This window comes from Acuticoccus sediminis (genome assembly GCF_003258595.1).
Classification (GTDB): Bacteria; Pseudomonadota; Alphaproteobacteria; order Rhizobiales; family Amorphaceae; genus Acuticoccus; species Acuticoccus sediminis.
This window is the reverse complement of sequence record NZ_QHHQ01000004.1, coordinates 391,869-413,599: the sequence shown is the minus strand read 5'-3', so window position 1 is coordinate 413,599 and position 21,731 is coordinate 391,869. Positions and strand designations below refer to the sequence as shown.

Below are 21,731 nucleotides of genomic sequence, written 5' to 3'. Positions count from 1 at the left end.
ATGCTGCATCCTACTCGGCGGTCCGTCCTGATCGGCGGTGCCGCGTTCACGGCCTGGGCCTCGATCCCGACGATCGCACGGGCGGCCGGTTCGCGTGACCCCCGCTTCGTGGCGCTGATCCTGCGCGGTGGCATGGACGGCCTCGCCGTGGTGGCGCCCATCGGCGACCCGTCCTACGAGGCCGTGCGTGACGAATTCTCGATGCCGCTGGAGGGCCCCGACGCGGGCATCCCGCTCGACGGCTTCTTCGTCCTCAACCCGCGGATGACGCGTCTGGCGGAGCTCTACCGCAAGGGCGAGGCGCTGTTCGTGCACGCGGCGCACACGGCCTACCGCGAGCGCTCGCACTTCGACGCGCAGGACGTTCTGGAGAACGGCACCACGGCCGCGGCGCACTACAAGGACGGCTGGCTGGGGCGCATCATCCAGGGCCTGCCGGCCGACGGCGACGTGGCGCGGGACGGGGCGTTCGCCGCCGCGACGACGACGCCGCTGACCCTGCGCGGAGCGCCCCGGGTGGTGACCTGGCTGCCGCCGGGCTTCGCCGAGGCATCCGACGACACGCGCTCGCGTCTCCTGATGATGTACGAGCACACCGACCCGGTGCTCGCCAGGGCGATGGCCGAGGGGCTCGACCTCTCGCGCGTCACCGGCAGCGAGGTGGAGACCGGGGAGGCCGTCAAGGCGATGCTCGGCACGATGGAGGCCAACGGCTTCGAGCGGCAGGTCGTGGCCGCTGCGACCGCCGCGGGCCGCGCGATGTCGACCGACGACGGCCCCCGCGTCGGCTTCCTCGACATGTCCGGCTTCGACACGCACCTGCGCCAGAGCGTCACCTCCGGCCGGATCGGCCGCGCACTCACGGCGCTCGACCTGTCGATCGGCGCGCTGCGCGATTCGCTGGGCGATGCGTGGGACAACACCGTCGTCGCGGTGATGACGGAGTTCGGCCGCACGGTGCGCATGAACGGCAGCGACGGCACCGACCACGGCACCGCGACGGTGGCGATGCTGCTGGGCGGCGCGGTGAAGGGCGGCCGCGTCTACGCCGACTGGCCGGGCCTTGCCCCCAACGCGCTCTTCGAGGGCCGGGACCTCGCTCCGACGACGGACCTTCGTGCCGTTCTGAAGGGCGTCGCGCGGGACCACCTCGGCCTCGACCCGCGCATGCTGGGCGGTTCGGTCTTCCCCGGCACGGAGGGGCTGCGGCCCATCGACGGCCTCGTCCGCCGGACCTGATCCCCGCCCATAAGGTCGGCATATCGCTTGCTTCCCGATCGCGGGAGGCAAGCGATGGACTTCAGGTTCTTCGAGATTTGGCGGAGTGAGGAGTATGTGCTCCGCTTGATCGAAGGCGCAGGCTTTTCGATCGCGCTCGCCACCATCGGCGGCATCATAGGGTTCATCCTCGCGGTCGGGCTCGCCTCGGCGCGCTACTTCGCCGTGCCGGTCGCGGCGCAGGTCGCGGTCGTCTACGTCGAGTTCGTCCGCAACACGCCGCTGATCGTGCAGCTCTTCTTCGTGGCGTTCGGGCTGCCGATGCTGCTCGGCTACGCGTGGCCGTTCTGGGCGCACGCGGCGCTGGCGCTGACGCTCAACTTCTCGGCCTATTTCGCCGAGATCCTGCGGGCGGGCCTGTTCTCGATCGCCAAGGGGCAGATCGAGGGGGCGCGGGCGCTGGGGCTGCCGACGCTGCTCCTTTATCGCAAGGTCATCTTCCCGCAGGCCGTGGCGGCGGTGTTCCCCTCGCTCAACAGCCAGTTCATCTTCCTCTTCCTCACCACCGGCATCGTCGCCGAGATCGGCGTCCCGGACCTCACCAACGCCGGCCTCTACATCGATTCGCGCACCTTCCGGTCCTTCGAGGTCTTCACGGTGCTGACGATCATGTACGTCGTCATCGCGGTCGGCTTCAAAGTGGTGCTGAGCCTGCTGCAGCGGCGCCTCTTCGCATGGCAGGCGTCGCGATGACCGATGCCTTCGTGTCCATCCTGGGCAAGCCCTACGGCATCGTCCTCGCCCAGCTCCTCACGGCGACGCAGTACACCATCTACCTGACCCTCATCGCCTTCCTGGGCGGCGGGCTGATCGGCGCGGTCGTCGCGACGGCGAAGATCACGACGAGCCGCACCGCGCGCACGCTGGCCTCCGGCTACATCTGGCTGTTCCAGTCGGTGCCGCTGCTGATGCTCCTGTTCCTGCTGGGGCTCGGCGTGCCGCGCCTCATCGGGATGAACATCAATTCCTGGCTGGCGGCCTCCGTCGCGCTGACGCTCTATGCGAGCGCCTACCTGTCCGAAGTCTGGGCCGGGGCGGTCAACGGCGTCGCCAAGGGGCAGTGGGAGGCGGGCTTCGCGCTGGGGCTGCGGTTCCGCCCGGTGTTGTGGACCATCATCGCCCCGCAGGCCCTGCGCCTCGCGATCGCCCCGACGGTGGGCTTCATGGTGCAGATCATCAAGGGCACCTCGCTCGCCTACATCATCGGCTTCCACGACCTCATGACCATCGGCCGGCGCTGGGCGAACGCGCCGGTGCCGGGGACGGAGCCGTTCGTCATCTTCCCGCTGATGGCGCTCATCTACTTCTGCCTCTGCTTTCCGCTGTCGAAGCTCTCGCGCCGGCTGGAGCGGCGACTCGGCGCCGTTCACGGGGCGGACAAGACGGCCGCCGGATAGACATTTCAACCCAAGGAGCAACGATGATCAGGACTACAATCGCCGCCGCCGTCGCGGCCACGCTCGCCTTCGCGACCCCCGCGCTCGCAGACCTCTCCGACATCCTCTCCGCCGGGACGATCAAGATCGCCGTTCCGGAGAACTTCCCGCCGTTCGGCTCGCTCGGCATGGAGGGGGAGTATGTCGGCTACGACGTCGACGTCGCGAACCTGATCGCCGAGAACCTCGGCGTCGAGCTGGAGCTCGTGCCCGTCACCTCGCCCCAGCGCATCCCCTACCTGGAGACGGACCGCGTCGACCTCGTGGTCTCCTCCATGGGCGCCAATCCGGAGCGGGCGAAGTCGATCTGGTTCTCGTCGGCCTATGCGCCGTTCTTTTCCGGCGCATTTGCCGCATCCGACCTTTCCATCGCCTCGATGGCCGATCTCGCCGGTCACAAGGTGGGCGTGACCGGCGGCACGCTCGAGGACCTGGAGCTCACTGAAAAGGGCCCGAAAGACCTCGAGATCATCCGTTTCGGCGACAACGCGGCGACGATCTCGGCGTTCGTGTCCGGCCAGACGGACGTCATCGTGACCGGCAACACGGTGGCGGCGCAGCTCGGTTCGGACAACCCGGACCTGTCGATCGAGACGAAGTTCATCATCAAGGAATCGCCCGCCTTCATCGGCATCAAGAAGGGCAACATCGACCTCCTGCAGTGGGTGAATGTTTTCATTCTCCACAAGAAGCTCGGTGGGGAACTGAACGAATTGTCGGAGAAGTGGCTGGGCCAGCCGCTGCCGGATCTGCCCTCCCTCTGAGCATCCGGGCAACCTCGCTGCACTCCGTCGGTGCGAAACGCGCCGGCGGTGGCCTTCATTTAGCCGTCCTTTTCCAAATGTGATTTTTTTCTATATCCGTAGCCGCCAAGCTGCGTTTCCGGGCGAACTATTGTCCAGGTGTTGGAGCTTTGGTAATTGCGCCGAGCCAATCCCTGTGCGGGGTGCTGCCCCTGGGGCGGTGCCGCGCCTTTCGAATTTCGAGTAAGCGAGACAGAACCGCATGGCGCCTACGGCACTCATTACCGGCATCACCGGACAGGACGGAGCCTACCTGGCGCAGCTGCTCCTCGGTAAGGGGTACGAGGTCTACGGTGTCGTGCGTCGTTCGAGCCATTTCGGGATCGCCGACCATCGCCTCCGCTGGCTGAAGATCCAGAAGGACGTCCGGTTTCTCGACGCCAACCTCACGGACCTGTCGAGCCTCGTGCGCTCGGTCGAGGCCGCGCGGCCGGACGAAGTCTACAACCTCGGGGCCCAGAGCTACGTCGCCTCGTCCTGGCAGCAGCCGCTGCTGACCGGCAACGTCACCGGCCTCGGCGCGGCCAACGTGCTCGAGGCGGTCCGGATCGCACAGCCGAACGCGCACTTCTACCAGGCGTCGTCCTCGGAGATGTTCGGCCTCATCCAGGAGGCGCACCAGAGCGAGCGGACACCGTTCTACCCCCGCTCGCCCTACGGCGCGGCCAAGCTCTTCGCCCACTGGATGACCGTGAACTATCGCGAGAGCTTCGCGATGCACGCCTCCTCCGGCATCCTCTTCAACCATGAATCGCCGCTGCGCGGGATCGAGTTCGTGACGCGCAAGGTCACCGACGCGGTGGCCCGTATCAAGCTCGGCCTCTCGGACGAGCTGCGCCTCGGCAACATCGACGCCAAGCGCGACTGGGGCCACGCCCGCGACTACGTCGAGGCGATGTGGATGATGCTGCAGCAGGAGAAGCCGGACGACTACGTCGTCGCCACCGGCCGCACAACCTCAGTGCGTGACATGGTCGAGATCGCGTTCGGCCACGTCGGGCTGAAGTCGTCGAACTATCTCGTCATCGATCCGGCCCTGTTCCGACCGGCCGAGGTCGACATTCTCCTGGGCGATCCGACCAAGGCAAGGAAAACGCTGGGTTGGGAGCCGAAGACGACCCTCGAGGAAATGATCTGCGAGATGGTCGACGCCGACCTCGAGCGGCACAACAACCAGGGCCATCTTGTCCCGGCGTAAATTGCCTGAAAAGTTATCTTGCACGCGGACCTTGTAGGGTGCGATTTCGGTAGGGTGGAGATGCCGCCTGCCGACGCGTGATTTGGCGACCGATTGAGAGACACATGAGCGTGAGCGAGACGTCCAGATTCGCCCTCAATATCGACGTCTTCTCCTCGAGCGAAGTTTCGGGCTGGGTGACGGATCGGAACGATCCGATGCACCCGCCGCTGACCCTTCAGTTCGTCATCGACGGGGTGCCGACATCGGTGATCCGCGCCGACGTCAAGCGCAAGGACGTGGAGGCGGCCGGCCTCGGGCCGCTGCAGTCGGGCTTTTACTGGAAGCTGACCGATAACCTGCGCGAGGCGCTCGCCGAGCGGGACCTGCCGTTCGAGTTCTTCGTGCGCGGCAGCGGCGAGGGGAGCTTCGAGCGCGTCGCCCGGCGCGTGCTGGAGAGCCGCAGCGGCGTCACCGACGAGATCCGCAGCGCCGTCGCCCCGGCGCTCGACAGCGCCATCGCCCTGGTTGCGAAGTCCGGCGCCCGGCTCGAGAAGATGCCGGTGCGCGGCGAGCCGAAGCGCTACCCCCTGCAGGAGACGATGTTCGCCTTTCAGGGGGCGTCGAAGGGCAACGTGCGCCAGTCGCTGTCGCCGTACCTCGAGTTTCAGCACACGCGGCTGAAGCTCTACCAGGGCCTGCCGCTCGACGGGTCGGAGACCGCCAGGAACCGCTACCTGCGCTGGTATCTCGACAACTACGTCGGCATGCGCCCCCGGTTCCGCATCCCGCTTGGCGCGGACGAGATCGCCTACCTCAACGCGCCGGTGCCGCTCGTCGGCAACCGCTACAAGCTCTCCCAGGCCTCGCTGTCGTACGCGATGACGACCCCGGGGGCGGCCGAGGTGTTCCCGCTCACAGACATCTTCCAGTACGAGAAGTTCGTGCGCTGGTGGGCGCTGGAGATGGCGGTGGAGCTGCGCGCCGAGGACTGCCTCGTCCCGGACTACTACGTCGACGTGCTGCGGCGCGTGCCGAACTATTTCCTCGGCAAGGAGTGGGCCCTGTCCCGCTTCATCGAGGAGGAGCACAAGGCCAATCCGCGCTACCAGGTGCTCGACCTCTCGACGCCCGATCATCGCCGGCTGATGCACGTCTGGCTGCTGCTGGAGGCGATCCGCCACCCGGGCATGATCCGCTTCCTGCCGACGAAGAACCTGACCGCGCTGTTCGACGGGCCGCCGCGGGAGACGCTGTTCGACAAGACCGTCCAGGCGATGCACCCGAGCGGCGAGGCGATCACCGAGGTGTTCGACGCCGAGCGCTACGCCAAGTACCTGCTCGGCAACGCCTTCGATCTGAAGCGGCTGCGCTTCAACACGTTCGATGCGCAGGGCAACCGGTTCGACGCGGCGCGCTTCCCGGCCGCGACCACCCCGCGCGAGGAGCGGATCCCGCTGCAGATCATCGGCCCGCTCGCCAAGTCGTCCGGGCTGGGGCAGGCCTCGCGCCTGTCGTTCGAGACGCTGAAGGCGGCCGGATACGAGCCGAACGTCGTCGACTTCGACCTCGACAATCCGGCCCCGGTGGGCATGAACTCCAAGGAGCTGGCGTTCGACGAGCCGAAGCCGGCGAAGGTGAACCTCATCCACCTCAACGGCGAGACGCTGCCGATGGCGCTCGCCTACCTGCCGGACGTCTACAACGGCGCCTACAACATCGGGTACTACTTCTGGGAGCTGTCGCGCCCGTCCGACGCGCAGCTCCTGTCGTTCGAACTGGTGGACGAGATCTGGGTGGCGACCGAGTACGGCGTCACGATCTACGAGCCGGTGATGGGCGACAAGCCGGTGCGCAACGTCGGCATGGCGGTGGAGGAGGTGGCCGACCCGGGCCGCAACGCCTCGCGTGCCTGGGTGCGCGAGCGGCTCCCCGTCGGGCCGGACACGTTCGTCTTCCTCGCGACGTTCGACTCGTTCTCCTTCGTGGAGCGGAAGAACCCGCACGGGGTGGTGGAAGCCTTCCAGGCGGCCTTCGGCGAGGACGAGGACGTGTTCCTCGTTCTGAAGACGCACAACCGCGATTTTGTCGACGATCCGCACCAAACCATGCGTTGGGACCGGCTGCTGGAGATCGCCGCGACGGATCCGCGCATCACGATTCTGAACGAAACGCTCCACTACGCCGACCTGATGAAGCTGAAGCGGGGCGCGGACTGCTACGTTTCCTTGCACCGGTCAGAGGGTTGGGGCTTCGGCCTCATCGAGGCGATGAGCATCGGCGTACCGATCCTGACCACAGGCTACTCGGGCAACATGGACTTCACGTTGCCCGAGCACTCCTGGATCGTGGACTACGATCTCGTAGAGCCGAAGGCGAACGAGTATATTTTCGTCGATGGTGATCAGGTCTGGGCGCAACCGAAGCTCGAGAGCGCGGTGGAGATGATGCGAGCCGTGCGCGCGAACCCGGACGAGCGGATTCGACGGGCTGAGCGTGCGAAGGCATTTGTTGCGAAGAATTTCTCGATCGAGGCGCAGGCGCGGAAGTACGCGAAGCGGTTGGACGAGATCTTTGCGTCTCTGCGGTAGAGCCTGCAGCATCGTGCTGGCGGCCAGCGTGGCCGCCTGGTCCTTCGGGGCCGCAGGTCAGGACACCGCGCCGGCCAACCCGCCGCCCGCCGCCCCCGAGGCGCCGGTTCAGGCGGCGCCCGCGGCGCCGCAGGCGCCCGCTCCCGTCCCGGCCCCGAGCGCCGTTCCCGCCCCGCCGCCGTCCGGCCAGGCCCCTGCCGCGGCACCGGCTCCGGCACCCACGGCGGCGGCCGCCGCTACGGCGCCCGCGCCCACCGCCGCGCCAGCCCCCGATCCGGGCCAGGCCGAGACGCTGCGCGAGCCGCCGATCGCCAATCTGACGCGCACGCTCATCCTGCCCCGTTTCGCGGCCTTCACGCGGATGTCCGCGCGGCTTCAGAACGTGGTGCTGCGCCGCTGCTCGCTGGACCCAAGGTCGGACGACGACCTCGAGACGATCTACGTCCATACCGTGCATGCCGCCAGCGCGGCGGTGTCGCTGGCGTTCGCGAGCGATTACCACCGCGCCGCGGCGGCGAGCGTCCTGACGCCGTTCGGGGAGGAGGCGATCGCCCGCACACAGTTCACGGTGCTGCTGGCGAGCGCGCAGGACGGCCCGGCGACCCTGACGGCGCTGCGCAATCTGGAGCCGAGCTATGTCGGGCTTCCCGCGCTCGAATACGTACTCTTCACGCTCCATGAGGACGAGGGGCGCTGCCGGCTGGCGGTGACCCTCGCGGCGCACATCTCCAACACGGCGAAGACGCTGGAACGGCGCTGGCGCTACGGCCTCGTCGAGCCGCACTGGGCGGACCTCAGCTCCGACGCCGGGGCGCGGCGGCGGCTCTTCGACCTCCTCTCCGGCATGGTGCGCACGCTGGGCCGCACGGTGGACGTGCTGGCGCCGGGGCCGCGCGGAGCGGCGGGACGGATCGGCCGGCACGAGGCGGCGAACGCGGCGTTCATCCAGGGCCGTCTCGCCGCGCTGACGGACATGGCCGGGATGATCGACGCGTACGCGCTGGCGGGAACCAACACCCAGGGAACGACCGTCAACATGGTGCAGACGCTCGCCGCGCTCAGCGAGCGCGCGCAGGAGCTGCGCGGGTCGCCGAGCCGCGCGACGGCTGCGGCGCTGACGGCCCAGCTCGCCGCCCTGCAGCATTTCGTCCAGATGGACGTCGCCGAGGCGTTCGGTTTCGCCCCCGAGGCGCTGGACCCGCTCCTCCTCGACCGCGTCGCGCCCGCCGGAAGCGGCGCCAAGCGCTAGACCGCGTCCGGCGTTATGGCGCGCGGACCGCCCGGCCGGCGAGACGCGGGATCAGCCCGAGCGCAGGCGGTCGATGGCGCGCCGGCGCTCGTACAGCGTTAGCAGGAGCTTCAGCGCCCGGCCGCGCTCGCCGGCGAGGTCGCGGTCGGTGGCGACCATGAGGTGCGCGTCGGCGGTCGCCATGGTGAGGAGGTCGGCGTCCCGCTCCAGGTCGGCGAGGCGGAACTGCGGCGCGCCGGACTGGCGGGTGCCGAGGAGCTCCCCTTCGCCGCGCAGCCTCAGGTCGTCCTCGGCAATGCGGAAGCCGTCGTTGGTCGCGCGCATGGTGTCGAGACGCTGGCGCGCGACGGCACCCAGCGGCGAGCGATACAGCAGCAGGCAGGTCGAGGGCTTCGAGCCACGCCCGACGCGCCCGCGCAGCTGGTGCAGCTGCGAAAGGCCGAACCGCTCGGCGTTCTCGATCACCATGATCGTCGCGTCCGGCACGTCGACGCCGACCTCCACCACGGTGGTGGCGACGAGCACGGAGAGCGCGCCGTCCTTGAAGGCGGCCATGATGTCCTCGCGCTCCGACACCGGCGTCTTGCCGTGGACGAGGCCGACAATCGGGCCGAGGCGCTGCGTCAGGGTCTTGTGGCGGGTGATGGCGGAGGTGAGCTCCGACTCCTCGTCCGGCTCCACCAGGGGGCAGACCCAGTACGCCTTCTCCCCGCGCTCCACCGCAGACGAGAGGCGGTCGATGATCTGCGACAGGCGGTCGTCGGCCACGGCGCGCGTTTCGATGGGCTGGCGGCCGGCCGGCTTGTCGGTAAGGCGCGAGACGTCCATGTCGCCGTAGCTGGCAAGGACGAGGGTGCGCGGGATCGGCGTCGCCGTCATCACGAGAAGGTCGGACGTCGGCCCCTTCTGGCTGAGCGCCATCCGCTGCGAGACGCCGAAGCGGTGCTGCTCGTCGACCACCACGAGGGCGAGGTCCCTGAAGGTCACGCGGCTCTGGAAGAGGGCGTGGGTACCGACCGCGACCATCGCCTCGCCGCTCTCCAGCGCGTCCATGGCGTTCTCTCGCTCGGCCTCGGACACGCGGCCGGTCAGGAGCCGCACGGGGATGCCGGCCGGCTCGAGATAGCGGGCGAGCGTTTCGTAGTGCTGGCGGGCGACGAGGTCGGTCGGGGCCATGATGGCGGTCTGCCCGCCGTCGCCGGCGGCCATCGCGGCGGCGATCATCGCGACCATGGTCTTGCCCGAGCCGACGTCACCCTGGACGAGGCGGATCATGCGGTGCTCGGCGGCGAGATCCTCGGCGATCTCGCTGATCGCCTGCCGCTGCGAGGGGGTGAGCGCGAAGGGAAGCGAGGCTTCGAGCGCGCTGATGGTGGCGGGGTTCCAGTGCCGCTCGCGGCCGCGGCGGTTGCGCTCGCGGTCACGCACGATGGCGAGCGCGAGCTGGCTGGCCAGCAGCTCGTCGTAGGCGAGGCGGCGGCGGGCGGGGGAGGCGGGCAGGACGTCGGCCACCTCCGCCGGGTGATGAACCCTCGCGTAGGCCTCCGCGAAGCCCGGCCAGCCCTCGCGCTTCAGGAGCGCGGCGTCGAGCCATTCGGGCAGGTCGCCGATGCGCTCCAGCGCGTGGCGGATGATGCCGGAGAGGACACCCGGGGTCAGGCCCTGAGTCATCGGGTACTGCGGCTCGAGGCCGAACCCGACGCCGCTCGGCGCCTCCGGCCCCTCGACCACGGCGGATGCGTCCGGGTGGATCATCTGCGGCCGCCCGTCACGCCACGTGGTCTCGCCGGAGACGCGGACCCAGGCGCCGACCGGATAGGCGCCGACGATCCACTTGAAGCCGCCGCGGAAGAAGACGATGGCGAGTTCGCCCGTCTCGTCCTCGCCGAAGGCGCGCACCGGCCCCTTGGGGGCGCGGGAGGCCTCGTGGTGGGTGATCCTGACCGTAAAGGTTGCGATGCCGCGTTCCGGCGCGTCGGCGACGGCGGTCATCGTGCGGCGGTCGGCGACGGACGTCGGCATGTGGTTGAGAAGGTCGAAGATTCGCGTCTCCGCCGCGCTCTCCCGGCCCAGAAGGTGGGCGAGGCGCTCGGCCCGGCCGGGCCCGACACCGTCGAGCCGATTGACCGGGGCGATCAGACGACCGATATCCACTTGGCCTGTCACGTCGGCGTCCTTTCGGGCGGCCGGCCATCCTGCGTTGCGAACAGCGGCGTGTTACCGATTGTGGGAAGAAGAGTATGTCCGGCACCACCCGCTCCTCCGCAGGTCTCGACCCGCGCAAGAAGCGTCTCCTCTTCCATACGTGGCACCGCGGGACGCGCGAGATGGACCTGCTGCTGGGCCGCTTCGCCGACGCCACCATCGAGGACTGGACCGACGAGGACGTCGCCGAGATGGAAGCGCTGATGAGCGTCCCCGATCCGGAGCTCTATGCCTGGATCACCGAGCAATCCGATATTCCCGAAAATCATCAGAGCGCGGTTCTTTATCGCGTCATTGCGTTTCACAAGGCAGGGTGATGGCCAAAAAGGCGCAGGCGCTCTCGATCGCCGAAATCAAGGAACTCCAGAAGCCGAGCCCGAGACGGCTGGCCGAACCGGATTTGCCGCGGGAATTGACCGTGACGCAAGTCCCCGACGGCATGGAAGGCGACGTCCTGGCGACGCTCGCCCGCGCGACGGGCGACGCGGTGGTCTTCGTCGCACGCGACGGGGCGCGCCTCAAGGCGGCGGAAAACGCCCTCGGCTTCTTCGCGCCGGAGCTTCCGATCGTGCGCCTGCCGGCGTGGGACTGCATGCCCTACGACCGAGCCTCGCCCTCGGCGCTCGTCCAGGCCCGCCGGGCCAGTGCGCTGGCGATGCTGGCCGAGCGCAAGGCCGGGGACGGGCCGCTCGTGGTCCTGACGACGGCCAACGCGATCCTGCAGCGCGCGCCGCGCCCCGAGGTGATCCGCTCCGCGACGCTGAAGCACAAGGCCGGCGCGGACGTTGCCATGAAGGACGTCCTCTCCTGGCTCGAGGACAACGCGTTCCTGCGCACCCCCACCGTGCGTGAGGCGGGCGAGTACGCGGTGCGCGGCGGCATCGTCGACCTCTTCGCGCCGGGCACCGAGCAGCCGGTGCGGCTCGACTTCTTCGGCGACACGCTGGAGACCATCCGCCCGTTCGACGCCGAGACGCAGCGCACGACGGGGCAGTGGAAGGCGATCGAGCTCATCCCGATGAGCGAGGTGATCCTCAACGACGAGACGATCTCCCGGTTCCGCGAAGGGTACCTGCGCCGGTTCGGTGCGGCGGGCAAGGACGACATCCTCTACCACTCCGTTTCGGAAGGGGTCCGGGCGTCGGGCGTCGAGCACTGGATGCCGCTCTTCCACGAGGGCCTCGCCACGGCCTTCGACTACATGCCCGGCGCGCCGTGCGTGATCGACCATCTCGCCGAGGACGCGATCGCGAAGCGGGTCGCCGAGATCGAGGACCATTACGCGACCCGGCTGGAGGCGAAGTCCTCCTCGCTGCAGGGTGCGCCGTACAACCCGCTGCCGCCGGGCGAGCTCTACCTCGCCGGCGAGCCGGCGGACGAGATGTTCGACGGACGCCGCGTCATCCGCCTGTCGCCGTTCGACGAGCCGGAGAAGCCCGGCCAGCCGACCATCCCCGCGGGCGGCAAGGTGGGCCGCTCCTTCGCGGCGGAGCGTTCGGCCGGCAACGTCAATATCTTCTCGGTGCTCTCCGACCATGTGAACGCCGTGCGCCAGGACGGGCGGCGCGTCGTCATCGCGTCGTGGTCCGAAGGCTCGCGCAGCCGCATGGCGCAGGTCCTCCACGATCACGAGCTGAAGCGGATCGACGAAGTCGCGTCCATGGCGGACGTCCTCGCCCTCGAGAAGGGTCACGCGGGCCTCGCCGTGATCGAGCTCGAGACGGGGTTCGAGACGCCGGATTACGTCGTCGTCGCCGAGCAGGACGTGCTGGGCGACCGCCTCGTCTCCTCCGGACGCCGCCGCAAGCGCGATGCCAACGCGCTGACCGAGGCGGCCTCGCTGGCGCCGGGCGACCTCGTCGTCCACGTCGACCACGGTATCGGCCGCTTCATCGGCCTGAAGACGCTGGAGGCCGCCGGCGCGCCGCACGACTGCGTCGAGATCGCCTACCTGAAGGACGACAAGCTCTACCTGCCGGTGGAGAATATCGACCTCCTGTCACGCTACGGCGCGGCGGAGGCCGATGGCGTCATCCTCGACAAGCTGGGCGGCGCGGGCTGGCAGGCGCGCAAGGCGAAGATGAAGGAGCGCGTGCGCGAGATCGCGGACGGGCTCATCAAGACCGCCGCGCAGCGCATGCTGAAGAAGGCCCCGGTGATCATGCCGCCGTCGGGTGTCTACGACGAGTTCGTGGCGAAGTTCCCCTACAACGAGACGGACGACCAGCTCTCCGCCATCGAGGCGGTGGCCGAGGACCTCGCCGCCGGCCGGCCGATGGACCGGCTGGTGTGCGGCGACGTCGGCTTCGGCAAGACCGAGGTCGCGATCCGCGCCGCCTTCCTCGCGGCGATGGACGGCAAGCAGGTGGCGCTCATCGTGCCGACGACGCTGCTCGCCCGCCAGCACTACAAGACCTTCGCCGAGCGCTTCGCCGGGCTGCCCCTGCGGGTGGAGCAGATGTCGCGCCTCGTCTCCTCCAAGCAGATGCGCGAGGTGAAGGCGGGGCTCACGTCCGGTGACGTCGACATCGTCGTCGGCACCCACGCGCTCCTCGCCAAGGGCATCGAGTTCCGCGACCTCGGCCTCCTGATCGTGGACGAGGAGCAGAAGTTCGGCGTCAAGCACAAGGAGAAGCTCAAGGAGCTGAAGGCGGACGTCCACGTCCTGACCCTCTCCGCGACGCCGATCCCGCGCACCATGCAGCTCGCCCTGACGGGCGTGCGCGAGCTCTCGCTCATCGCGACGCCCCCGGTGGACCGGCTGACGGTGCGCACCTTCGTGACGCCGTTCGACGCGCTGACGATCCGCGAGGCGCTCCTGCGCGAGCGCTACCGCGGCGGCCAGTCCTTCTACGTCTGCCCGCGTGTCTCCGACCTCGCCGGGCAGAAGGAGTTCCTGGAGCAGCACGTCCCAGAGGTGAAGGTCGCGGTGGCGCACGGGCAGATGTCGGCCACCGACCTCGACGACGTCATGAACGCCTTCTACGACGGGCAGTACGACGTGCTGCTGGCGACGACGATCGTGGAATCGGGGCTCGACATTCCGACCGCCAACACGCTGGTCGTGCACCGGGCGGACATGTTCGGACTCGCCCAGCTCTACCAGATCCGTGGCCGTGTCGGCCGGTCGAAGACCCGGGCCTATGCGCTGATGACGACGCCGGTGGACAAGACGCTGACCGGCCCCGCACAGCGTCGCCTCAAGGTCCTGTCGTCGCTCGACACGCTGGGCGCGGGCTTCCAGCTCGCCTCGCACGACCTCGACATTCGTGGCGCCGGCAACCTTCTCGGCGAAGAACAATCGGGGCACATCAAGGAAGTCGGCTTCGAGCTCTACCAGTCCATGCTGGAGGAGGCGGTCGCGACGCTGAAGTCGGGCTCGGACGAGGAGGCGCCGGACCAGTGGTCGCCGCACATCTCGGTCGGCATCCCGGTCCTCATCCCGGAGGACTACATCCCCGACCTGCAGCTTCGCATGAGCCTCTACCGACGCCTCGCCGATCTCGACGACGCGCGCTCGATCGACGCGTTCGGGGCCGAGCTGGTCGACCGCTTCGGCCCGGTGCCCGACGAGGTCGAGTGGCTGATGAAGATCGTCTACATCAAGAGCCTGTGCCGCAAGGCGAACGTCGAGAAGATCGACGCCGGGCCGAAGGGCTGCGTGATCTCGTTCCGCAACAACGAGTTCGACAACGCGCAGGGGCTCGTGCAGATGATCGCCGGCGAGGGCTCGCTCGCCAAGATGCGGCCGGACCAGAAGATCGTCTTCATCCGCGACTGGCCGGACGCCGACAAGCGCACCAAGGGCGTCGCGGTGCTCCTCGCCAAACTCGCCAAGCTCGCCGAGGCGGAGGAGAAGGCCGCGGCCTGAGCCGCCCGCCGGGCCTCGCGGCGCGGCCGGGAGGGGCCGCGCCGTGCGCGTCCTGGATGGAGCAGAAATAAATTCGGCGCGCATGTCACATCGGCGGCGCGCCGGACGTCATCCCGGTGAAAGGGATGGTGACAACCATGCAAGCACGACTGAACTACTTCCAGGCCGGTTCCGCTGGACCGAAGGCGATGATCGCCTTCAACACCGCGATGGAGGGGCTCGGCATCGACAAGGCGCTGCTGCACCTCATCAAGCTGCGCGCCTCGCAGATCAACGGCTGCGCGTTCTGCATCGCGATGCATACGAAGGAGGCCCGCGCGGACGGCGAGGACCAGCGCCGCCTCGACCTCCTGCAGAGCTGGCACGAGACGACGCTCTTCACCGAAGCGGAGGAGGCGGCGCTCGCCTGGACGGAGGCGCTGACGCGCCTCGCCGACACGCATGCGCCCGACGACGTCTACGCCCGTCTCGCCGCCGCCTTCAGCGAGAAGGAGTGCGTCGACATCACCACCGCGATCGTGGCGATCAACGGGTGGAACCGGTTCGCGGTCGGCTTCCGCGCCGTACCGCAGGCCTGAGGCGGGGAATGGGGAGGGGGCGATCGATGAAGGGGACCGTCGATGGATGAGGCGATCGCTCTCTTCGAGCGCGAGCGGGCGCGCCTGACGCGCCTCGCCCGCGGCATCGTCGGTACCTCGGGCGAGGCGGAGGACGTGGTGCAGTCCGCCTGGTTGCGGTTCGCCGCCGCCGACCGGGAGGCGATCGCCTCGCCGGAGGCCTGGCTGACGACGACGGTGTCGCGCCTCGCCATCGACGCCCTGCGTTCGGGGCGGCGGATCGACTATGTCGGCCCCTGGCTTCCCGAGCCGGTGGTCGACGAGGAGCCGGACCTCGACCTCATCGACAGCGCCCTCATGGTCGCGCTGGAGCGGCTGACCCCGCTCGAGCGCGCCGCCTTCCTCCTTCACGACGTCTTCGGCAGGCCGTTCGACGAGGTGGCGCGGCATCTCGGCCGGGACCCGGCGGCGGTGCGCCAGCTCGCCTCGCGCGCGCGGCAGCACGTGCGCCAGGAACGCCCCCGCTTCGCCGTCGCCGAACGGACGCACCACGACATCGCCGAGGCGTTCTTCAACGCCTCGCGCAGCGGCGACGTCGCCGCGCTGGCGGCGCTGCTGAGCGAGGACGCCGTCCTGGTGAGCGACGGCGGCGGCATCCGCAACGCGTTCCTGCGCCCGATCCTGGGGCGCGAGCGCATCGTGCGGATGTTCGCCGCGCAGGCGCGCAAGTCGACCGCGGCGCCCCGGGTGCGCACCGCGCTCGTCGACGGGCTCCCAGGTCTCGTCACCCGCGAGGCGGACGGCGAGCTTCAGACGACGGCGCTCAAGATCGTCGACGGGCGGATCGCGGCGATCATCGTGATGCGCAACCCGCAGAAGCTCCGGCACATCGCGGGCGCGCTCCCCTGACCCCGGACCGGGCGTACCCGGCGCGGTACCGGACGGAACGCGGTCCGCCGCTAGTTCTTCGGGGCGTAGAAGGTCCCCTCGACCTCGACGATGTCGTCCTGGTTGAGCCGGTCGACCTCGATGATGGTCCGCGGCGGATAGGGCCGGCCGGCCCACATCTCCTCCTGGATCTTGTTCACGATCGGCCGGTACCGGTACATGTCGGTCACGTAGACGACGATGCGGACCGCGTCCTGCAGGGTCGCACCCTCCGACGCGGCGATCGTCTGCATGTTCGTGAACGCCTGCCGCACGCGCGCCTCGTTGCCCTCGGCGAGGGTGTTGGTCTCCGGCACGATGCCGCGCATGCCCGCGATGTAGACGAAGTCGCCGGCGCGCGTGGCGAGGTTCCAGGTGCCCGTCGGCGGGAACATGCCCTCCGGGGAGAGAGTGACGACACCGTTCGGGGAGGTGTTCGACGCCTGCGCCAGGGCGGTCAGCGGAGCGGCGATGAGGGCGGCGGAAATCGCCACGGCGAGGGTCGTCTTGGACATGTCGTCTCCAGCGTTCGTCATTCGCCTCTGGGGCGCAGACCCGCTGCAAATCGTGCGCCATCCGCCTCCGCCCGAGGCACCGGATGCGTCGGAAGGGTCAGGCGGTGGCGACCCAGCCGCGGAACGTGAAGGCGGCGTAGAACAGGCTGACGTCGCGGAACCCCGCGTCGGCGATCAGCGCCGCGTCCTCCTCCGGCGCGAGAAGGGGGAGGCGGGACTGGATCGCGGCTTCGGCGTTGCGGGCGTTCTCCGCCGCGATCCCCTTGGCGATCATGAAGCCGGCGTAGCGGGAGAGCCAGGTTCGGCGCGCCGCGTCACCCTCGGCGATGCTGTGGTGGGCAACGACCAGCGGTGCGCCCGGCGCCATCCGCTCGCGCATTGCGGCGAGCGTCCGGCGACGATCGTCGGCGTCGAGGAAGTGGAGCGTCAGGAAGCAGGTCGCGCCGTCGAACGGGCCGTCGGGGGCCGTGTCGATGGTGCCCTCGTGGAGGCGGATGCGCTGGCGCCACGGCTCGGTCGTGGCGGCGGCGAGGCCGAGCATCTGCGGTGACGGGTCCACGCCGTCGAACCGCCAGCCCGCACGCGCCTCGGCGAAGGCCTTCAGCTCCAGCCCGCCGCCGGCACCGAGGACGAGCAGGCGTCCGTCGTCCGGCATCCGCTCGGACAGGAGGACCAGAGCCATGGTGTGCAGGTCGTCGAAGCCGGGGACCTGCCGCGGCGGACCTTCGGCGTATCGGGCGACGGCCTCGGGATCGCTGAAGGGGGCGCTGCTCATCGCTGGTCTCGTTCCCGCAAACGAAAAAGGGGCGGCCCGGTGGATCCGGCCCGCCCCCAGAATGGCCGTTCGGCGGCCGGTCAGGCCTTCGCCATTTCCTTCTCGAGGCGAGCCGAGACGGAGTCGAGGAAGCCGGTGGTCGACTCCCACTTCTGGTCGGCGCCGACGAGGAGCGCGAGGTCCTTCGTCATGTGGCCGTCCTCGATGCAGCCGACCGTGGCCTTCTCGAGCGTCGCCGCGAAGGTCTTCAGGTCGTCGTTGTCGTCGAGCTTGGCGCGGTGGGCGAGGCCACGCGACCAGGCGAAGATCGAGGCCGTCGAGTTGGTCGAGGTCTGCTCGCCGCGCTCGTGCTGGCGGTAGTGGCGCGTCACGGTGCCGTGCGCGGCCTCCGCCTCGACGGTCTGGCCGTCCGGCGTCATCAGCACCGACGTCATCAGGCCGAGCGAGCCGAAGCCCTGGGCCACGGTGTCGGACTGCACGTCGCCGTCGTAGTTCTTGCAGGCCCACACGTAGCCGCCGGACCACTTCATGGACGAGGCGACCATGTCGTCGATCAGACGGTGCTCGTAGAGGATGCCCTTGGCCTTGAACTGGTCGGCGAACTCGGCGTCGTAGATCTCCTGGAAGATGTCCTTGAAGCGCCCGTCATAGGCCTTGAGGATGGTGTTCTTCGTGGAGAGGTAGACCGGGTAGCCGCGCATCAGGCCGTAGTTGAAGGAGGCGCGGGCGAAGTCCTTGATCGACTCGTCGAGGTTGTACATCGCCATCGCGACACCGCCGCCCGGGAAGTCGAACACCTGGTGTTCCTGCGGCTCGCCGCCTTCCGGGGTGAAGGTGAGGGTCAGCTTGCCCTTGCCCGGCACGACGAAGTCGGTCGCGCGGTACTGGTCGCCGAACGCGTGACGGCCGATGATGATGGGCTCGGTCCAGCCGGGGACCAGGCGCGGCACGTTGCGGCAGATGATCGGCTCGCGGAAAATCACGCCGCCGAGGATGTTGCGGATCGTTCCGTTGGGGGAACGCCACATCTTCTTGAGACTGAACTCTTTGACGCGGGCCTCATCCGGCGTAATCGTCGCGCACTTGACGCCGACGCCGTGACGCTTGATGGCGTTGGCGGCATCGACGGTCACCTGATCGTCGGTCGCATCGCGATGCTCGACGCCGAGGTCGTAGTATTCGAGATTGATGTCGAGGTAAGGGTGGATCAGTTTGTCTTTGATATACTGCCAGATGATACGTGTCATCTCGTCCCCGTCCAATTCTACGACGGGGTTTTCCACCTTGATCTTCGCCATTCCGGGACCTTGCGTCTTGAAGGGTCATTCCGCGCGACTCGCGGATCAGGGCGCGCCTTAGCATGCCCCAAGCGATGAAGGAAGTTGTGGCTCCTACTATAGTACCGCCTCCGGCGATCGTTCTCGTCGAGCCGCAGCTCGGCGAGAACATTGGCACCGCCGCACGCGCGATGGCGAACTTCGGCGTGACGGACCTGCGTCTCGTGGCCCCGCGCGACGGCTGGCCCAACGAAAAGGCCCGCGCAGCCTCGTCCGGCGCCTCGCACGTCATCGACAATGCGCGCGTCTTCGCAACGCTCGAGGAGGCGATCGAGGACCTCGTCTTCGTCATCGCCACCACCCGCCGGCCGCGCGACATGACGAAGCGGGTGGAAGGACCCGAGGACGGCCTCGCCGAGCTGGTGCGCGAAACGTCGCGCGGACCGACGGGCATCCTCTTCGGCCGCGAGCGGTGGGGACTGCAGAACGAGGAGGTGGCACAGGCCTCCATCATCGTCTCGTTCCCGGTCGACCCGGAGTTCGCTTCGCTCAACATCGCCCAGTCGGTGCTGCTGATGTCCTACGAGTGGCGGCGCGTCGCGCGGGACGCGCCCGCCGCGCCGCCGCCCGACCAGCCGCCGGCGACGCGCGCGGAGGTCCAGGGCCTCTGGCAGCATCTCGTCTCGCTGCTGAAGCCGTCCGGCTATTTCCGGCCGGAGGGCATGGTCGACCGCATGGAGCGCAATCTCCTGACCACGCTGTCCGACGCCGGCTGGAACCAGCAGCAGGTGCGCACGCTGCGCGGTGTTCTCAATCATTTGACGGCCAAGGCGCGCCCGGACGATCACAAAGACTAGAAGACCGCTCCCATACGAGTGGAGTGTTATTGCGTTGCCCGTTATATTTTAGAGGCAGTTCTGATGTTTTTGGATGCGTACGCCGTTAAATTATTAGGTTGTCACTATGGCCACATTGATCGTTATTCCCCGGCAACGCTCGGCCGCGCTCGCGCAAGCGGCGTCCCTGGAGAGTGCCGATAGTCTCCACTCGGCGAGCCTGCAGGAGGTGCAGCGCCTCGTCGCGGGGACGGAGTTTGCGGGCCGGCCGATCATGACCGAGCGCGGCCTTGTCCCCAGCGGCCGCGAGGACGCCACCGAGACGGGCGCCCCCGCCCTCGAAAGTGCCCGGGGCGCGGGCGCTCCGCGCGTTCTCTCGGCGCTTGGCGTCGTGCTTCTAGAGAACCCGTCGGACGAGACGCTGGGCGCCCTCAGCGCGGACGCGGAGATCGTCCCCAACATCGCGATCCCGGCGGTCACCCCGGTGGCGGAGGCCACCGAGGCGACCTGCAATCCGTGGCACCTCGACAAGATCAACGTGCAGGCGGCGCGGGCGCAGAACCTCACCGGCAAGGGCGTGCGGATCGGCGTCCTCGACACCGGCGTCGAGGCCTCGCATCAGGAGTTCGCCGGAAAGAACATCCAGTTCGCCGAATTCAACGCCGCCGGCGACCTCATCTCCACCACGCCGCGCGATGCCGGCACGCACGGCACGCACGTGTGCGGTCTCGCCGCCGGCAGGACCGTGGGCGTGGCGCCGGACGCGAGCCTCTCCGTCGCGGCGGTGCTGACGACGCTGAACGCGCAGGGCCGGCTCACCGGGTTCCTGGCGCAGATCATGGCGGGGCTGAACTGGCTGGCGCACAGCAACTTCGCGTCCGCCGCGGTGCCGATCTCGCGCTGCCCGATGATGAACGCCTCGCTCGGCGGCGCCGGGTTCAACAACTACCTCCTGAGCAGCCTGCAGATCATCCAGTCCGCGCCTGCCGCCTTCCTGTTCGCTGCGATCGGCAACGCAGGGCGCAGCGGCGTCAACAACCACGGGAGCCCCGGCAACTACCAGATCACCTGCGGCATCGGCGCGACGGACATCAATGACGACGCCGCCGACTTCTCCGACTGGGGGATCGAGAACGGGACCGGTGTGGTGAAGCCGGACATGTCGGCGCCGGGCGTCGACATCTGCAGTTCGGTTCCCGGCAACACCTACGGCCTGAAATCCGGCACGTCGATGGCGACGCCGATTGTCGCAGGCGCGGCAGCGCTGGTGGTGGAGAAGCATCCGGCCTTGGCGCGCAACCCGATGGGGCTGCATAGTCGCATGCTGTCGCTGACCGATCCGGCACCGGCGATGAAACCGACGGCCTTCCAGAGCGGTTTCAACAAGGTCGGGCGAGGACGGCTCGACCTGACGAACCTATGAAGGCGCGTGCGGCGTCGCGATCCCGAGCGCCCCGGACCGGGGCGCAGCCGGCGGAGGCACGCGGGCAGGAGCGTTGCTATGCTGAACCCTGGGCTTCGCAAGGAGATCGGTGATGCCGCGCCTGCGGCGCGCGTGACGGCGGTGGTCAGCGTCGCGCCGGAGCTCTTCGGCGGGATCGCCGGGGAGGACGTGCTGCAGCGGATGACGGCGGCCAAGCAGCCGGTGCTGGAGGCCCTGCAGTCCATGCAGGGGGTTCAGGTCAACGCGCTGCCGGGCCTGCCGCACGCCATCGCGGTCGCACCCGCGGCCGAATGGCAGGCGCTGATCGAGCGCAACCCCTGGCTCTCGGAGTCGGACGGCGTGCGGCTCGACCCCAACGAGGTCGTGGCGACGACCCTGTAGCGCCCTCAGCAGGCCCCCTGGCCCATGTCGCGCCTGATCGTGCCGAGCTCGGCGACGCGGTCGCTGTAGAGCTTCACGAGACAGCCGTCGTCGGACCCGCAGGCGGCGCGCCTGGCCATGAAGGTGCGCTGGCTGTCGGTGACCTCGCCGCGCGTCCCCATCAGGGCGCACTGGCGGATGGCGGCGTAGAGGCTCGCCATCTCCTCGTCGAGCGCCGAGAGGCGGGGAGAGTTGCAGACCGCGTGCTCGTCCGCCGCGGCGGCTTTCGCGCAATCGAAGCTCTGGGCATTGGCGGGAGAGGCGGCGAGGCCGGCGGCCAGCGCCAGGATCAGGAGACGCATCGTCGCTGCTCCGGTCGTATGGCCGGGTGGCCGGCCGGGGTGTCGGGACCATGCGCCGCGCGCGGCGC

The 21,731-nt window shown here is 68.9% G+C and carries 19 protein-coding genes; 14 read left to right on the top strand and 5 right to left on the bottom strand.

What is annotated here, in order from left to right:
* The 7 genes from DLJ53_RS20060 to DLJ53_RS35600 all read left to right on the top strand — a co-directional run bounded on the left by DLJ53_RS20060 (nt 1) and on the right by DLJ53_RS35600 (nt 8,534).
* Nucleotides 1–1,239, top strand: coding sequence for a DUF1501 domain-containing protein (locus tag DLJ53_RS20060; RefSeq protein WP_111348510.1), 1,239 nt, complete (start codon nt 1–3; stop codon nt 1,237–1,239).
* 96 nt (nt 1,240–1,335) lie between these two features.
* Nucleotides 1,336–1,971 carry an amino acid ABC transporter permease gene (locus DLJ53_RS20055; protein WP_226580654.1) on the top strand — a complete coding sequence of 212 codons (636 nt, stop codon included), beginning with the start codon at nt 1,336–1,338 and terminating at the stop codon, nt 1,969–1,971.
* A complete protein-coding gene (locus DLJ53_RS20050) occupies nt 1,968–2,675 on the top strand; it encodes an amino acid ABC transporter permease (protein WP_244935112.1) in 708 nt (235 codons plus the stop codon). The genes DLJ53_RS20055 and DLJ53_RS20050 overlap by 4 nt, the downstream gene beginning before the upstream one ends.
* Before the next feature lie 23 nt (nt 2,676–2,698).
* A complete protein-coding gene (locus DLJ53_RS20045) occupies nt 2,699–3,478 on the top strand; it encodes a transporter substrate-binding domain-containing protein (protein WP_111348504.1) in 780 nt (259 codons plus the stop codon).
* A 241-nt stretch (nt 3,479–3,719) separates the two neighbouring features.
* Nucleotides 3,720–4,715, top strand: a complete 996-nt coding sequence (gene gmd / locus DLJ53_RS20040; RefSeq protein ID WP_111348502.1) for a GDP-mannose 4,6-dehydratase — start codon at nt 3,720–3,722, stop codon at nt 4,713–4,715.
* 104 nt (nt 4,716–4,819) lie between these two features.
* Entirely contained in the window at nt 4,820–7,285 is a 2,466-nt protein-coding gene (locus DLJ53_RS20035) for a glycosyltransferase family 4 protein (protein ID WP_111348500.1), read from the top strand.
* 28 nt (nt 7,286–7,313) lie between these two features.
* A complete protein-coding gene (locus DLJ53_RS35600; protein WP_202913252.1) occupies nt 7,314–8,534 on the top strand; it encodes a hypothetical protein in 1,221 nt (406 codons plus the stop codon).
* Nucleotides 8,535–8,585: 51 nt separating this feature from the next.
* On the opposite strand, the gene recG is transcribed toward DLJ53_RS35600, so the two are convergent.
* The gene (gene recG, locus DLJ53_RS20025) at nt 8,586–10,700 is read right to left on the bottom strand and encodes an ATP-dependent DNA helicase RecG (RefSeq protein WP_202913251.1); all 2,115 of its coding nucleotides are present in this window, start codon (nt 10,698–10,700) and stop codon (nt 8,586–8,588) included.
* 74 nt (nt 10,701–10,774) lie between these two features.
* Between recG and DLJ53_RS20020 the strand changes: the two genes are divergently transcribed.
* The 4 genes from DLJ53_RS20020 to sigJ all read left to right on the top strand — a co-directional run bounded on the left by DLJ53_RS20020 (nt 10,775) and on the right by sigJ (nt 16,076).
* Nucleotides 10,775–11,056: an FAD assembly factor SdhE gene (locus DLJ53_RS20020; protein ID WP_111348496.1), complete on the top strand. Its 282-nt coding sequence runs from the start codon at nt 10,775–10,777 to the stop codon at nt 11,054–11,056.
* 122 nt (nt 11,057–11,178) lie between these two features.
* Entirely contained in the window at nt 11,179–14,610 is a 3,432-nt protein-coding gene (mfd, locus tag DLJ53_RS20015) for a transcription-repair coupling factor (protein WP_111349097.1), read from the top strand.
* Between the two features lie 137 nt (nt 14,611–14,747).
* Nucleotides 14,748–15,188 (top strand): carboxymuconolactone decarboxylase family protein, encoded by a 441-nt coding sequence (locus DLJ53_RS20010; RefSeq protein WP_111349095.1) that lies wholly within the window; start codon nt 14,748–14,750, stop codon nt 15,186–15,188.
* A gap of 42 nt (nt 15,189–15,230) precedes the next feature.
* On the top strand, nt 15,231–16,076 hold the full coding sequence (gene sigJ / locus DLJ53_RS20005) for an RNA polymerase sigma factor SigJ (RefSeq protein ID WP_111348494.1): 846 nt from the start codon (nt 15,231–15,233) through the stop codon (nt 16,074–16,076).
* A 50-nt stretch (nt 16,077–16,126) separates the two neighbouring features.
* On the opposite strand, the gene DLJ53_RS20000 is transcribed toward sigJ, so the two are convergent.
* The 3 genes from DLJ53_RS20000 to DLJ53_RS19990 all read right to left on the bottom strand — a co-directional run bounded on the left by DLJ53_RS20000 (nt 16,127) and on the right by DLJ53_RS19990 (nt 18,682).
* On the bottom strand, nt 16,127–16,609 hold the full coding sequence (locus DLJ53_RS20000; protein ID WP_111348492.1) for a RidA family protein: 483 nt from the start codon (nt 16,607–16,609) through the stop codon (nt 16,127–16,129).
* 97 nt (nt 16,610–16,706) lie between these two features.
* Nucleotides 16,707–17,384, bottom strand: coding sequence for a class I SAM-dependent methyltransferase (locus DLJ53_RS19995; protein ID WP_111348490.1), 678 nt, complete (start codon nt 17,382–17,384; stop codon nt 16,707–16,709).
* Nucleotides 17,385–17,464: 80 nt separating this feature from the next.
* The gene (locus DLJ53_RS19990; RefSeq protein WP_111348488.1) at nt 17,465–18,682 is read right to left on the bottom strand and encodes an NADP-dependent isocitrate dehydrogenase; all 1,218 of its coding nucleotides are present in this window, start codon (nt 18,680–18,682) and stop codon (nt 17,465–17,467) included.
* Nucleotides 18,683–18,768: 86 nt separating this feature from the next.
* Between DLJ53_RS19990 and DLJ53_RS19985 the strand changes: the two genes are divergently transcribed.
* From DLJ53_RS19985 to DLJ53_RS19975, 3 genes are all read left to right on the top strand, one after another.
* Nucleotides 18,769–19,518 carry an RNA methyltransferase gene (locus DLJ53_RS19985; RefSeq protein ID WP_244935111.1) on the top strand — a complete coding sequence of 250 codons (750 nt, stop codon included), beginning with the start codon at nt 18,769–18,771 and terminating at the stop codon, nt 19,516–19,518.
* A gap of 106 nt (nt 19,519–19,624) precedes the next feature.
* Nucleotides 19,625–20,920, top strand: a complete 1,296-nt coding sequence (locus tag DLJ53_RS19980; protein ID WP_111348484.1) for a S8 family peptidase — start codon at nt 19,625–19,627, stop codon at nt 20,918–20,920.
* Between the two features lie 78 nt (nt 20,921–20,998).
* A complete protein-coding gene (locus tag DLJ53_RS19975; RefSeq protein WP_111348482.1) occupies nt 20,999–21,322 on the top strand; it encodes a hypothetical protein in 324 nt (107 codons plus the stop codon).
* A gap of 5 nt (nt 21,323–21,327) precedes the next feature.
* On the opposite strand, the gene DLJ53_RS19970 is transcribed toward DLJ53_RS19975, so the two are convergent.
* A complete protein-coding gene (locus DLJ53_RS19970; protein ID WP_111348480.1) occupies nt 21,328–21,663 on the bottom strand; it encodes a lysozyme inhibitor LprI family protein in 336 nt (111 codons plus the stop codon).
* Nucleotides 21,664–21,731 lie beyond the last annotated feature (68 nt).